Source organism: Streptomyces sp. NPDC048337, from assembly GCF_043201175.1.
Taxonomy (GTDB): domain Bacteria; phylum Actinomycetota; class Actinomycetes; order Streptomycetales; family Streptomycetaceae; genus Streptomyces.
Genome location: NZ_JBICYR010000027.1, coordinates 1 through 12292, shown reverse-complemented (window position 1 = coordinate 12292; position 12292 = coordinate 1). Strand labels below are relative to the sequence as shown.

12 protein-coding genes are annotated in these 12292 nt (G+C 71.1%); 3 read left to right on the top strand and 9 right to left on the bottom strand.

Annotation, left to right across the window (positions count from 1 at the left end):
• Positions 1-325 precede the first annotated feature (325 nt).
• Genes ACGFYU_RS31995 through ACGFYU_RS31985 form a run of 3 tightly spaced genes read right to left on the bottom strand, consistent with a single transcriptional unit; the run spans position 326 to position 3285 of the window.
• Entirely contained in the window at positions 326-958 is a 633-nt protein-coding gene (locus tag ACGFYU_RS31995; RefSeq protein ID WP_393830824.1) for a hypothetical protein, read from the bottom strand.
• A gap of 51 nt (positions 959-1009) precedes the next feature.
• Positions 1010-1456 (bottom strand): hypothetical protein, encoded by a 447-nt coding sequence (locus ACGFYU_RS31990; RefSeq protein ID WP_393830823.1) that lies wholly within the window; start codon positions 1454-1456, stop codon positions 1010-1012.
• A gap of 41 nt (positions 1457-1497) precedes the next feature.
• Positions 1498-3285: a hypothetical protein gene (locus tag ACGFYU_RS31985; protein ID WP_393830822.1), complete on the bottom strand. Its 1788-nt coding sequence runs from the start codon at positions 3283-3285 to the stop codon at positions 1498-1500.
• Positions 3286-3552: 267 nt separating this feature from the next.
• Here ACGFYU_RS31985 and ACGFYU_RS31980 point away from each other — a divergent pair, with 267 nt between their 5' ends.
• Positions 3553-5214, top strand: coding sequence for a hypothetical protein (locus ACGFYU_RS31980; protein ID WP_393830821.1), 1662 nt, complete (start codon positions 3553-3555; stop codon positions 5212-5214).
• A 66-nt stretch (positions 5215-5280) separates the two neighbouring features.
• Here ACGFYU_RS31980 and ACGFYU_RS31975 read toward each other — a convergent pair whose 3' ends face one another.
• From ACGFYU_RS31975 to rfbB, 6 genes are all read right to left on the bottom strand, one after another.
• Positions 5281-6186, bottom strand: coding sequence for a glycosyltransferase family 2 protein (locus ACGFYU_RS31975; RefSeq protein WP_393830820.1), 906 nt, complete (start codon positions 6184-6186; stop codon positions 5281-5283).
• Between the two features lie 6 nt (positions 6187-6192).
• Positions 6193-6609, bottom strand: coding sequence for a DUF2304 domain-containing protein (locus ACGFYU_RS31970; RefSeq protein WP_393830819.1), 417 nt, complete (start codon positions 6607-6609; stop codon positions 6193-6195).
• On the bottom strand, positions 6606-7295 hold the full coding sequence (locus tag ACGFYU_RS31965; protein WP_393830818.1) for a glycosyltransferase family 2 protein: 690 nt from the start codon (positions 7293-7295) through the stop codon (positions 6606-6608). The genes ACGFYU_RS31970 and ACGFYU_RS31965 overlap by 4 nt, the downstream gene beginning before the upstream one ends.
• Before the next feature lie 68 nt (positions 7296-7363).
• Positions 7364-8698: a hypothetical protein gene (locus ACGFYU_RS31960; RefSeq protein WP_393830817.1), complete on the bottom strand. Its 1335-nt coding sequence runs from the start codon at positions 8696-8698 to the stop codon at positions 7364-7366.
• On the bottom strand, positions 8695-9615 hold the full coding sequence (rfbD, locus tag ACGFYU_RS31955; protein ID WP_393830816.1) for a dTDP-4-dehydrorhamnose reductase: 921 nt from the start codon (positions 9613-9615) through the stop codon (positions 8695-8697). Before rfbD ends, ACGFYU_RS31960 begins: the two co-directional genes overlap by 4 nt.
• A complete protein-coding gene (gene rfbB / locus ACGFYU_RS31950) occupies positions 9612-10589 on the bottom strand; it encodes a dTDP-glucose 4,6-dehydratase (RefSeq protein ID WP_393830815.1) in 978 nt (325 codons plus the stop codon). The genes rfbD and rfbB overlap by 4 nt, the downstream gene beginning before the upstream one ends.
• Positions 10590-10672: 83 nt before the next feature.
• Between rfbB and rfbA the strand changes: the two genes are divergently transcribed.
• Both rfbA and rfbC read left to right on the top strand, forming a co-directional pair.
• The gene (gene rfbA, locus ACGFYU_RS31945) at positions 10673-11548 is read left to right on the top strand and encodes a glucose-1-phosphate thymidylyltransferase RfbA (RefSeq protein ID WP_393830814.1); all 876 of its coding nucleotides are present in this window, start codon (positions 10673-10675) and stop codon (positions 11546-11548) included.
• Complete coding sequence (gene rfbC / locus ACGFYU_RS31940) at positions 11545-12144, top strand: dTDP-4-dehydrorhamnose 3,5-epimerase (RefSeq protein ID WP_393830813.1); 600 nt, start codon at positions 11545-11547, stop codon at positions 12142-12144. The genes rfbA and rfbC overlap by 4 nt, the downstream gene beginning before the upstream one ends.
• Positions 12145-12292 lie beyond the last annotated feature (148 nt).

Below are 12292 nucleotides of genomic sequence, written 5' to 3'. Positions count from 1 at the left end.
TCCAAGGGGGTGCGGTCCCTGTGACCGCGTTTCGGGGGAGAAACACCCACCGAGCGCCTGGTGGGCACCGTGCTGACACTTCCCAGAAGATTCCCGTACGTCCGCCCCCATTGCTGCCCCGAAAGGCAGATTAAGGACGACGAGTACTGTGGGACTCGCTTCCGGTCCTCCCGGCGGGAGGCGCGCAGCATCGGCACTCAACCGAGCAACTTGAGTAGTCTGCCATACGAGGCACGTACCTGGCCAATCGGGCCGAAGAGAATACCCCGCCACGGTGAGTGGTCAAACCGCGCCACACCCTTCACCCCGGCGGGGTCTCCCCCGGTCAGGACCGGGACGCCGTCCCGCACTCCTTCGGTAGCTCCGCGAGCTCCTTGCTCCGGTCGTACGGGTCGGTGACCGGGCCGGTCGCGCCCGGCGCCGCCGCCGTGAGCTCACTGCGGAACTGGGGGTGCAGGTACCCCGTGCCGTCCCGGGTGCAGTCGTCGTTGCCCGCGCTCTCCGACCAGGACACGATCTGGAGCGTGCCCTTGGTCGCCTGCCACTTCTTCGGGTCGAGGAGGGCCGTCGTCAGCGTGCGCCGGACCACCGTCCGGGCCACCTCGTCGGAGCCGCCCTTCGCCGATACCACCGGGTACACGAAGGTGTAGTCGGCGTGCACCAGCACCTCGCCGTCCCGCCCCGCCTCGAAGGTCATCCGGCCGCGCGTCTTCACCACTCCGCCGTGGAACCGCACGTGCCCGGGGTCGAAGCGGCTGAACAGCCAGAGCGGGTCGGTCTCCGTGGAGGGCTTGGCCAGCGCCCGCTCCATGAGGCCCCGGCCGTCGGCCTGGAGCGGGTCGAGCAGCTTGAGCGCGGCCTCGGGCCGCTCCCCGCCCAGGACCGCCGGGTCCAGGTTCGAGGCGATCAGCAGATCCCGGGTGCGGCCCAGCGCGGTCGCCACCTGTTCCTGGGACATCCCCTGGACTGCGGTGGCCTCCGGGAGCTCGATGCCGGCGGCGCCGTCGGCTCACTGGGCTGCCGGGGAGCCGCGGAAAGGTTCCTGCAGGGTCGGCTGGTCGGGGAAGGCGGCCCCCGGCGGGGCGGTCGGGCGCGCCGTCTCCGAGCCCAGCGGGACCTTGGCGGCCTCGCGGGCGTCGGCCTTGCCCGTCAGGCGATCGATCACCAGTTCCGGCCGTACGGCGACCAGCGCGAGCCCGGCGATGAAGACGACGGCCAGGGTGGCCTTGATCCGCCGCTTGGCCTTGCCCCGGCCGCCCGGCATGTCCTGCCAGGCCGGCCCGGTGCGCCAGCCCGCCGGCTCCCGGCCCTGTTCGCGCCGTAGCCGCTCGGTCACCATCCGCGCCCGCGCGGACGGCTCCTTCGGCGCCTCCCCCGGCCCCGCGGCGGCCTGCTCCATGAACCGGGCCCACTCCTCGTCGGAGACACCCGGTCTGTCGTCGTTCTGTTGTGCCATGTCCTCGTCCCCCCTGTGGGCGCGGGCGCGCCCGGTCCGCCCTAGGACGGACCCTTGCGGCCGCAGACGACCGGCCACTTGTCGTACGGGATGTTGCCGCACCAGATCTTGCCGTCGTCGCGGTTCGGCTTCCAGTCCCACGTGCTGACGTCCGCGCACTGCTTGTACGGGGAGTATCGCGGGCACTTTCCGTTCGGCTTCTTCAGGCCGTGTGCCCGGTAGGCGTCGATGCCCATGGTGTTGGTGTCGGGGTTGGGCATGTACCGGTTGACGTTCCACGACGCGCCCATCGTCGCGAACAGCGCGATGACGCAGACCAGGCCCGCCGCGAGCTGCTGGACCGTACGCCGCGGGATGACCCGCGCCGCGGCCGGGCCGCTCGCCCGCAGCGAGCGCTCGGCCCAGCCGGAGCCGCGCTGCACCGCCGCCATCACGCCCAGCACGGCCAGGATCATCAGGCAGTACATGATCATCCAGGTGGTGCGCGGGAAGAGCTGCACCGCCTGCTCGTGCGCCATGTGCGAGGCGAACCAGAACCGGACCAGCCAGGCGCCGACGAGGACGGCCGCGGCCGTGCGGACCATGATGCTGCGCAGGCCCAGGCCCACACCGAGGCCCACACCGAGCAGCAGCAGCAGCGCGAAGCCGCTCTGGCCCGCCATCTCGCCCGGCACGGGCCAGTTCTGGTACGTCAGGGTGCCGGGCCGGTCGGAGGCCCAGCCCAGGACGTACGCCGGGTCCACGTAGACGGAGAGGTAGGCGTAGCGGTCCGGGTGCTGGGAGCCCAGCCGCAGCATCTGGTAGAGCAGCGGGGCGCCGATGACACCGGCCGTCAGCAGGGTGGTGCCGACGAAGACCAGGGCACGCTTGCGGGCCGCCGCGCCGCGCCGCCAGGGGAAGAGGAAGAGGGCCAGCAGGCCCACGCCGGGCGCGGACCACACGTACCAGCCGGAGTACCAGAGGAACAGCAGCCCGAAGACCAGGCCGAGGCCCGCGCCGCGCAGCACCGCCGACCGCATGAAGCGCTCGCCGGCCGAGCGCATCTCGCGCAGGCAGTACGCGAGCAGCGGCAGCAGCACGATCATGACGATGTGGCTGTACGGGCGGATCGGGTCGAGGAACAGCACGACCGACGGAACGGCGATGAGCAGCGCCCAGAAGGGGCGCAGCAGCAGGCGCCAGGCGAGATAGGCCATCGGGCCGGCCAGGGCGCTGAAGAAGATCTGGAGGTCGTGCAGCGAGTACCCGGCCCCGCCGATGCCGCCGTAGCGGATCTTCGCCCAGACGGCGATCAGGGCGGGGAAGCCGGGCGGGTAGATGCCGGACATCCCCTCGCCGTGCAGGAAGGAGTTGGCCATGGCGATCAGGACGCCCGGGTCGCCCTCCTGGCCGCCGAGCGCCGAGGGCGTACCGCGCAGGGCGACGACCACGCCGCCGGCGATCACGCCGGTCGCCAGACCCGCGAGGCCCGCGCAGACCAGGCGCTTGACCTTCTGGTGGCGCGCCAGCGTCCCGCGGTACGCGGTGTACAGGAGCAGCGCGAGCAGCGGCAGGCCGAGGACGGCCACGTACTGCTGGAGCTTGGCGAGTCCGCTGACCTGGCCGATGCGGTTGATCGGGTTCACGCTGATGTGCTTGCAGAGCAGCGTGTAGCCGAGCGCCGCCGCGATACTGACGACGACCTCGCCGAGGATGAGCGCCCAGCGCGTGGAGGTCCAGGCGGGCAGGCTCCGGCCCCGGCGTGGTGCCGACGCGCCGTCCGGGGCCTCGGTCCGGCTGCGCGCCGCACCGGCCTCTCCGGCCAGGTGGTCGGGGGCCAGGTTCGTCATCTCATCCACTTCCGTCGCGAGTGTCACCGCGTCGAGGACCCGAAGGCCTCGGGTCTGCGGCTGTGTCGGCACGCCGGGCAGCAAAGCGATCGGTGATCTCCGTGATGCGGTGCCCGCTGGTGAAAGCGCGCGATCCGTGTCACATGCGTGCCCGGCCGTCGCGTCCCCCGCAACGGCCAACGGTACCAAGCAGGCGGGAAGTCGGGCCTTGTGCGGTATGGCCACCGGCTCACATCCGGCAAGCGCCTGCCGGTAAAGTCAACAGTCATGATAGTTACCGCTCCCGCGCCGTCCCCGGTGGCCGAACGCCGGACCCCGCGCGGCCGCGGCGGCCGCCTCAGACGCGCCATCGCCCTCGTATCCGCCGAGGCCGCGGTCTCGGTCTTCGCCGCCTTTCTCCTCACCTACCTGGGCAAGCGTCTGCATGTGAACCCGATGCAGCGAATCGGGCAGGTCAGCGGCCTGGCGGCCATCCAACTCCGGTTGCTGCTGCTGCTCGCGGTGACCGTCCTCCTCTATCTCGCCCTGTCCCGGCGGTGGCCGGGCGCGGCCGTCAACATCGGCGCCGCGACGGTGGCCGGGCTCGCGACCGGTGTGACGGCGGCCGGCAACGTCGTCGCCCTGCGCGGCACGACCTGGCCGCTCAACGGGTACGGCGGTGACGTCGGCAACCTGCAGACCTGGGCCTACAACGTCATCGACGGGGTGCCGCTGCCGCCCGAATACCCGCCGGGCTTCCCGCACTTCCTCGCCTTCATCGCGGAGGTGTTCTTCGACGGCCGCGTGGAGTACGCCGCGAAGTGGGTGATGATCGGCTTCCTCGCGATCTCCGGCCCGGTCGCCTACCTGGCCTGGCGCATGCTGCTGCCCCCGCTGTGGGCGCTCGGCATCGGGCTGACCTCGGCGCTGCCGCTGTTCGACCTGTACAAGCCGTACTCCCCGCTCGTCCTGGTCGTCGTGATCCCGGTGTTCGCCAAGCTGGTGCAGGTCACCATGCGCTCGGACACGCTGAGCCGCGGCCAGGCCCTGGCCGTCGGCGGCGGGCTCGGTGCCCTGCTCGCCGGGCTGTTCCTGATGTACGCGGGCTGGTTCGTCTGGTCCGCGGTCGGCGTGGTCGTGCTCTTCGCGATCGTGCTGGGCGGGCTCGCGCGGTCCGGCGGGCTGCGGGCGCTGTGGCAGGGGCTGTTGCCGCTGCTGGCCGCCACGGCGGTCTTCCTCGTGCTGGCCGGCCGGTACATGGTCCGCCTGCTCGGCGCGAGCGGCTCGACCAAGGACACGTACTTCTACTTCGACACCTATACCGACCCGGCGTACTTCGCGATGTGGGGCGTCGACAGCCCGGGTCCGCAGCGGCTCGTCGGCTGGCCGCCGCTCGGTGAGCTCGGCGGCGTCGGGCTGTTCCCGATCCTGCTGGTGATCGGTCTGGCGGTGGCGCTCGGCCTTGCCCTGCGGCAGCCGATGGTGCTGACCCTGGCGGCGTGCACGGCGAGCGCGTTCCTGCTGCGCTACTGGTACGCCTCGCACATGGCGCGCGACCAGGCCGTCCAGCTCTACCCGCGGACCAGCATCCAGATCATGTACTGCCTGCTCGCGCTGACCGGTCTGGCCGTGTACTACTCCGTCCAGCGCATCCGGGACTGGTCCCGCAGCCACGAGACGCTGGTGCTGCCCCGCCGCAGCGGTCGGGGGCCCGCACGCCGGTCCGTCGTCATCGGCGCGCTGTGCGCTCTGGGCCTGCTCTACGGCATGGCCGGCTCGGCGACCGCCGACGCCTTCATGCCGAAGGACCCGTCCAAGAAATCGCTCGGCACGCTGGCCTGGTACTCCCACACGCTCCAGCAGCCGAACGGCAAGTGCCCGCACTACGCCCCCAAGGACGAATGCGGCGCGTTCAACCTGCCGGAACGCCCGGGCAAGAAGAAGCCCTGACACGACGAAAGCGGCCTGCCGCCGGTCCTGGGACCGGCGGCAGGCCGCTTTCTCGTTCCTACGGGCTCAGCTGCCCTGGCCCGAAGTGAAGGCGTGCTTGGCCAGGGTGCGGGCACCCTCGCGCTGCCCGCGGCGCAGCGCGCCCGGGAGCATCGTCAGCGCGTGCAGCCGCGAGGCGCTGTGGAAGCGGGCCGCGCGGGCCGCCTTGGGCCAGCCGCGGGCGTCCATGCGCGCGGCCACCGCGGCGAAGTACCGCTCGGCCTCGGTGAAGCGGGTGCCGGAGAAGGCCTGGACCGAGGACTCGCTGACGGCGTGCCGGCGGTACTGGAAGACGGTGGTCGCGTTGTCGATCACCATCTGCTCGCCGGCCTCCAGGAGGTCGACGACGAGCGCCAGGTCCTGGATCACCGAGTAGTCGTCCCGGAAGTTCACCTTGCGCAGCGCGTCGCCGCGCCAGGCGATCGAGGGGAAGTAGAGCCAGTTGCCGCGCAGCACGCTCGTGGCCAGTTCCTCGCCGGCCATCAGGCGGCGGCCCTCGACCTGCGGCGCGTACAGCCGCTTCTTGACGTTGTCCGCCAGGCCGCCCTGCATCACCACGCCGTTGCCGTCGATGACTTCGACGCCGGGCTGGACCATGCCGATGCCCTCGTTGGCGTCGACGATCCCGCGGACGGTCTCCAGGTAGTGCGGGTGCAGGAGGTCGTCGCAGCCCATGATGACCACGTAGTCGGCCTCGGAGAGGCGCACGCACTTCTGGAAGTTCTTGGTGATGCCGAGGTTCTGCTCGTTGCGGGTGTAGTGCACCCGCTCGTCACCGAGCTGCTCGAACCAGCCCGGCACGTCCGGCTCCTTGCCGTCGTCGATGACGACGAGCCGGAAGTCCCGGTCGGTCTGCGCCAGGACGCTGCGGACCGCGTCCTGCATCAGCCGCACGTCCCCGTAGTAGGGGAGCATGAAGTCGAAGGTCGCCATGGAGCGTCAGGCCTTCACGGAGTCGGAGTCGGCATCGGCGGTGGCAGCGGCGGCGGTGTCGGCGTCCGAGCCGAGGCGCTCGTCGTTGTGCCGGACGCCCTCGTTGATGGCCACCGTCCGCGCCAGGTCGGTGATCTTCTTCTCCAGCGACCGGAAGCGCAGGAAGGTGTTGAGCGTGAGGAAGCCCATCGCGAGGACCATCACGTACAGCACCAGGTCGGTGCCGCGGCCGACGCCGAGCTGCTGGGCGAGCCAGGTGACGTCGGTCGGGCGGAGCACCGCGTACACGTTGACGACGACGAAGACCGAGAACGCTATGCGCTTCCAGGCCCGGTTCTTCGCCTGGCCCCAGGTCCGGATGAACATCAGTGCCATGGACACCGAACCGACGATCAGCAGCAGCTGGATCCAGAAGTACTTCATCGACGCCCACGCTCCCGCAGCGAAATGTCAAAGAGGATGTTGACGCCGTTGATCAGGGACTGACCCTTGGCGCGCGAGTAGTCGGTGTAGAGGATGTCCACCGGTACCTCGGTGACCCGCAGGCCGGAGCCGGCGAGGAAGCCGACGAGTTCGGACGCGTGGGCCATGCCGTTCATGGTGATGTTCAGCTGCTCGGCGGCCTCGCGGCCCAGGACGCGCAGACCGTTGTGCGCGTCGGTGAGCTTGAGCTTGCGGGCGGTGGGGCTGACGGCGGCGGCCGTGCGCAGCACGACCTGCTTGATCCACGGCACCTGGCCGTTCTGCTCGATGAAGCGGGAGCCGAGTACGACGTCGGCCTCTCCGCTGCGCAGCACCGCGACCATCGTCTCGACGTCCTTGGTCTGGTGCTGACCGTCCGCGTCGAAGGTGGCGAAGTAGCGGGCGCCGGGCTGGGCGAGCGCGTACGTCAGACCGGTCTGGAGGGCCGCGCCCTGGCCGAGGTTGACCGGGTGGCGGACCAGGTGCGCGCCGGTCGTCGCTATGTGCTTGGCCGAGTCGTCCGTGGAGCCGTCATCGACGACGACGATGTTGGGGAACGTCTTGCGGGCCCCCTCGACCACGTCGGCGATCACCTGGCCCTCGTTATAGGCCGGTATGACCAGCCAGACATCGTCGTATTGGGACACGGTAGCTCCAGCGGAATGTGGCACAGGTGAGTGCACGGTGATCGGTGTGACGTCGTGGGCCGGCGTGGTCATTTCCCGACCGCGCCCACGCCCAGGCGGCCGGTCTCGGACCTCTGCCCCGGCCCTTCGGTGGCTGCCGCGGCCGCCCCGGGGAAGCTCAGCCTCAGAGCTGCCAGCATAGCGAGGACGGTGGCGACGGAGCCGAGAGCGTAGGCAACGATCACGCGCAGGGCCACCTCGCCCGGGATGAGGGTGATGCCCACCAGGACCGCGGTACCGAGGGCCCAGCAGAGCAGCTGAAGGTTGTGCCGCTTGAATACCATGAGCGCCTGTCCGAGGACCATCGCGAACATGTACGCCACGGTTCCGGCGGACAAGAGGAAGAAGTCGAAGGAGCCCAGGACCGGGTCCTTCGCGCCGAAGAGCACCTCGATCAGCCACGGGCCGAGCACGGTGGCGGGCACGCCGCCCAGCAGCCCGAGCAGGCCGACGACCATGGCGATCCGGCGGAGCATCGCCCAGAAGGCCACCCGGTCGCCGGCCGTGAAGGCGGCGGTGAGGCCGCTCAGCAGCGAGGCCTGCAGCGAGCCGAAGACGAAGAGCGGCACCCGCGCGAGGACCAGGGCGCTCATCAGGGAGGCGATCAGCGCGCTGTCGGAGGGGGCAAGCAGCTTGGTGCTCATCACCGCGGCGTTGACGACCAGCTGGGACAGCAGGGTCGCGCAGACGAGCAGGCCCAGCCCGTTGCACAGCTCGCGCCAGGCGATCGGCTCGCCGGGGCCGACCGCGCGCAGCAGCGCCGGCAGCGTGACGAGTGTCGCGGCGACGGGCGCGACGGCCAGGACGAGGCTGAAGGCGAGCGCCGAGTGCAGCCCGAGGACGGCGCAGCCGAAGGCGAGGACGATCCGCAGGCCGCCGTCGACGGCGAGCTGGGTGCCGTACGCGCCGAAGCGGCCGAGGCCGGCCAGCACACCCCGCGTGAGGTAGCAGGCGGCCATGCCGGTGAAGGCCCCGCCGAGGGCGGCCACCAGGGCGCGGTCGCCGTGGAACAGCAGGTCCGCGATCGGCCTGGCGCCGAGGCCCAGCACGAGCAGGGTCGCGCCGAGGATCCCCGCGGTGAGCACGGTGGCCCGGCGGAGCACCGGGGCGGTGCCCTGGCCGAGGACCACACGGGCGGAGACGATCCGGGTGAGCTCCTGCTCGATGGGGAAGAAGACGCCGATGCCGATGGACATCACGATCGTCCACAGCACCGAGACGTTGGCCATGGCGTCCGTGGACAGGCTGTGGCCCGCCACGCCCAGGTGGACGTAGGAGGCCGCGCCGAGCACGACGGTGCCGCCGGCCACCGCGACGGTGCCCGGCGGCAGCGCCGCGGTCAGCTTGTTCAGCAGGGTTCTCATCCCGCTCGGCGCTCCCGGGCCTGTCCGGCCAGTGCGGTGAAGCCCGGGGTGTCGAGCGCCTCGGCCAACTGCTCGCGCCAGTCGGCGAGCGGGGCGAGGCCCGCCTCGGCCCAGCGGTCGTGCGCGAGCACGCTGAACGCGGGGCGGACGGCGGGGCGGACGAAGGCCGTGGAATCGGTCGGCCGGATCCTCTCGGGGTCCAGGCCGCTCAGCCGGTAGGCCTCGCGGGCCAGCCCGAACCAGGTGGTCCGGCCGCTCGCGGTGCCGTGGTAGACCCCGGCCGGGGCGCGGCCGGCCAGCGCGGCCTGGCCGAGCTCGACGAGCCGGCGGGCCAGCGCGTAGGACCAAGTGGGCTGGCCGTGCTGGTCGTCGACCACGTCGAGGGTGTCCCGCTGGGCGGCCAGCTTGAGCATGGTGGCGACGAAGTTCGCGCCGTGCTCGCCGTACAGCCACGCGGTGCGGACCACGTAGCCGTCCTGCGGGAGCAGTTCGGCGACGGCCCGCTCGCCGACCAGCTTGGTGCGCCCGTAGGCGTTGACCGGGCCGGTCTCGGCGTCCTCGCGGTACGGCTCGGAGGCGTCCCCGGGCAGCACGTAGTCGGTGGAGACGTGCAGCAGGCGGGCGCCGGCCGCGGCGCAGGCCGCGGCGAGGACGCGTACGCCGGTGCCGTTGACGGCGGTGGCGGCGTCCTCGGCCGTCTCCGCGCCGTCCACGTCGGTCCACGCGGCACAGTTGACGACGACGGCAGCGCCCTCGACGGCGGCCCGGACCGCGGCCGGGTCGGTGATGTCGAGGTCGGCCCGGCGCAGCCCGACGGCCTCGATCCCGGCGTCCTTCAGAACGGCCAGGACGTCCTGGCCGAGCATCCCGGCGGCGCCGGTGACGAGCCAGCGCGTGGCCTTGGCGTCAGCGGTCACTTCTGCAGCGCTGCCTTCGCCTTGAGCGGCTCCCACCAGGTGCGGTTCTCGCGGTACCAGTCGATGGTGGCCTTGATGCCGTCCTCGAAGGTGACCTGCGGGGCGTAGCCCAGCTCGGCGCCGATCTTGCTGATGTCGATGGAGTAGCGCAGGTCGTGGCCCTTGCGGTCCTCGACGTGCTCGACCATGTCCCAGCCGAGGCCCGCGGCCTCCAGCAGGACGCCGGTGAGCTCCTTGTTGGTGAGCTCGGTGCCGCCGCCGATGTTGTAGACCTCGCCGGCGCGGCCCTTGCGCATGGCCAGGTCGATGCCGCGGCAGTGGTCGGAGACGTGCAGCCAGTCGCGCACGTTGCCGCCGTTGCCGTACAGCGGGACCTTCTTGCCGTCCATCAGGTTCGAGACGAACAGCGGGATGACCTTCTCCGGGAACTGGTAGTGCCCGTAGTTGTTGGAGCAGCGGGTGACCACCACGTCCATGCCGTGCGTGCGCGCGTAGGCCAGCGCCAGCAGGTCGGAGGAGGCCTTCGAGGCGGAGTACGGGGAGTTCGGCACCAGCGGCCACTCCTCCGTCCAGGAGCCCTCGGTGATGGAGCCGTAGACCTCGTCGGTGGAGATGTGGACGAAGCGGCCGACGCCGTGCTTGCGGGCGGCGTCCAGCAGGACCTGGGTGCCCACCACGTTGGTCATCACGAAGGGACCCGCGCCCGCGATCGAGCGGTCCACGTGTGACTCGGCGGCGAAGTGCACGACCACGTCGTGGCTGGCCATCACCTGGTCGACGGCCTCGGCGTCGCAGATGTCGCCCTTGACGAAGCGGTATCCGGGGTGGTCAGCGACCGGGGCGAGGTTGGCCTCGACACCCGAGTAGGTCAGCTTGTCGAAGACGGTGATCTGCGCCGTGGCGTCTGCACCGAGCTGCTGGCGAACGAATTCTGAACCGATGAAGCCGGCGCCGCCGGTCACGAGGATGCGCATAATACGAAGAGTCTAGCGGCCCCGCTGAACGTCACACTCCGCCCGCTCGGCTCCCCCCTGCCCTCTCGCATAGGGTTCTCCCCATGCGTGGAATCCTCTTGGCCGGTGGCACCGGATCTCGACTCTGGCCGCTGACACGGGCAGTTTCGAAGCAATTGCTGCCCGTCTTCGACAAGCCGATGATCTATTACCCCCTCTCCACCCTGGTGATGGCGGGTATCAGCGAAATTCTGATCATCACCACCCCGGAAGACCGCGACCAGTTCGAGCGTCTGCTCGGCGACGGTTCGCAGTTCGGCCTCCGCCTGGAATACGCCGTCCAGGAGCGCCCCGAGGGCATCGCCCAGGCCTTCGTGCTCGGCGCCGACTTCATCGGCGACGAGTCCGTCGCGCTGATCCTCGGCGACAACATCTTCCACGGCAGCGGCCTCGGCACGCGCCTCGCCGAGCACACCGACTCCAAGGGCGGCCGGGTCTTCGCGTACCCGGTGGCCGACCCGACCGCGTACGGCGTGGTCGAGTTCGACGAGAAGGGCCAGGCCATCTCCATCGAGGAGAAGCCGGCCAAGCCCAAGTCCCGCTACGCGGTGCCGGGCCTCTACTTCTACGACAACCAGGTCGTCGAGATCGCCCGCGGCCTGAAGCCCAGCGCCCGCGGCGAGCTGGAGATCACCGCCGTCAACGACGCGTACCTCCAGGCCGGCGAGCTCAACGTCACCATCCTCGACCGCGGTACCGCCTGGCTGGACACCGGCACCTTCGTCTCGATGGTCCAGGCCTCCGAGTTCGTCCGCGTCATCGAGGAGCGCCAGGGCTTCAAGATCGGCTGCATCGAGGAGGCGGCCTGGCGGGCCGGCCTGATCGACTCCGCTCAGCTGCGCGCGCTCGCCGAGCCCCTCACGAAGAGCGGTTACGGCACCTACCTGCTGGCGCTGCTCGACGAGGAGGACGCCCGATGAAGTTCCGCGAGCTCTCCATAGAGGGCGCCTTCGAGGTCACCCCGCAGCTGCACGGCGACCCGCGCGGCCTGTTCACCGAGTGGTACCGCTTCGACAAGCTGGCCGAGGTGGTCGGCCACCCGCTGAACCTGGCGCAGGCGAACCTCTCGGTCTCCTCCGCCGGTGTGGTCCGCGGCATCCACTTCGCCGACGTGCCGCGCGGCCAGGCCAAGTACGTGACCTGCGTACGCGGCGCCGTGCTCGACGTCATCGTGGACCTGCGGGTCGGCTCCCCCACGTTCGGCAAGTGGGAGGGCGTCCGCCTGGACGACGTGGACCGCCGCGCCGTGTACATCCCCGAGGGCCTGGGCCACGGCTTCTGCGCGCTGAGCGACGACGCCACGCTGTCCTACCTGTGTTCGGAGACGTACAACCCGACCGGCGAGCACTCGGTCCACCCGCTCGACGCCGACCTGGGCATCGAGTGGCCGGCCGAGGTCCCGCTGCTGTCCGCCCGCGACGAGGCCGCCCCGTCGCTGGCCGAGGCCATCGCGTCCGGGCTGCTGCCGGACTACGCCGTCTGCAAGGAGTTCACCGAGTCGCTCCGCGTGAGCTGACCGGCCTCTTCGCCGTACGAGAGAGGGGCGCCCCCCCCCGGGGGGGGGGGCCGCGCTCGTAACCCCCGGCGGACGCGCCGGCCGGGGACGCCGAAGGGCCCCGCCCCCCCCCCCGGGCGGGGGGGGGGGGGCCGTGCGGGCCAGAATG

Coding starts and splice junctions, on each gene's coding strand:
- ACGFYU_RS31995 (WP_393830824.1), bottom strand. CDS start 958: ATGTCCCAGGAACAGGTGGCGACCGCGCTGGGCCGCACCCGGGATCTG.
- ACGFYU_RS31990 (WP_393830823.1), bottom strand. CDS start 1,456: ATGGCACAACAGAACGACGACAGACCGGGTGTCTCCGACGAGGAGTGG.
- ACGFYU_RS31985 (WP_393830822.1), bottom strand. CDS start 3,285: ATGACGAACCTGGCCCCCGACCACCTGGCCGGAGAGGCCGGTGCGGCG.
- ACGFYU_RS31980 (WP_393830821.1), top strand. CDS start 3,553: ATGATAGTTACCGCTCCCGCGCCGTCCCCGGTGGCCGAACGCCGGACC.
- ACGFYU_RS31975 (WP_393830820.1), bottom strand. CDS start 6,186: ATGGCGACCTTCGACTTCATGCTCCCCTACTACGGGGACGTGCGGCTG.
- ACGFYU_RS31970 (WP_393830819.1), bottom strand. CDS start 6,609: ATGAAGTACTTCTGGATCCAGCTGCTGCTGATCGTCGGTTCGGTGTCC.
- ACGFYU_RS31960 (WP_393830817.1), bottom strand. CDS start 8,698: ATGAGAACCCTGCTGAACAAGCTGACCGCGGCGCTGCCGCCGGGCACC.
- rfbB (WP_393830815.1), bottom strand. CDS start 10,589: ATGCGCATCCTCGTGACCGGCGGCGCCGGCTTCATCGGTTCAGAATTC.
- rfbA (WP_393830814.1), top strand. CDS start 10,673: ATGCGTGGAATCCTCTTGGCCGGTGGCACCGGATCTCGACTCTGGCCG.
- rfbC (WP_393830813.1), top strand. CDS start 11,545: ATGAAGTTCCGCGAGCTCTCCATAGAGGGCGCCTTCGAGGTCACCCCG.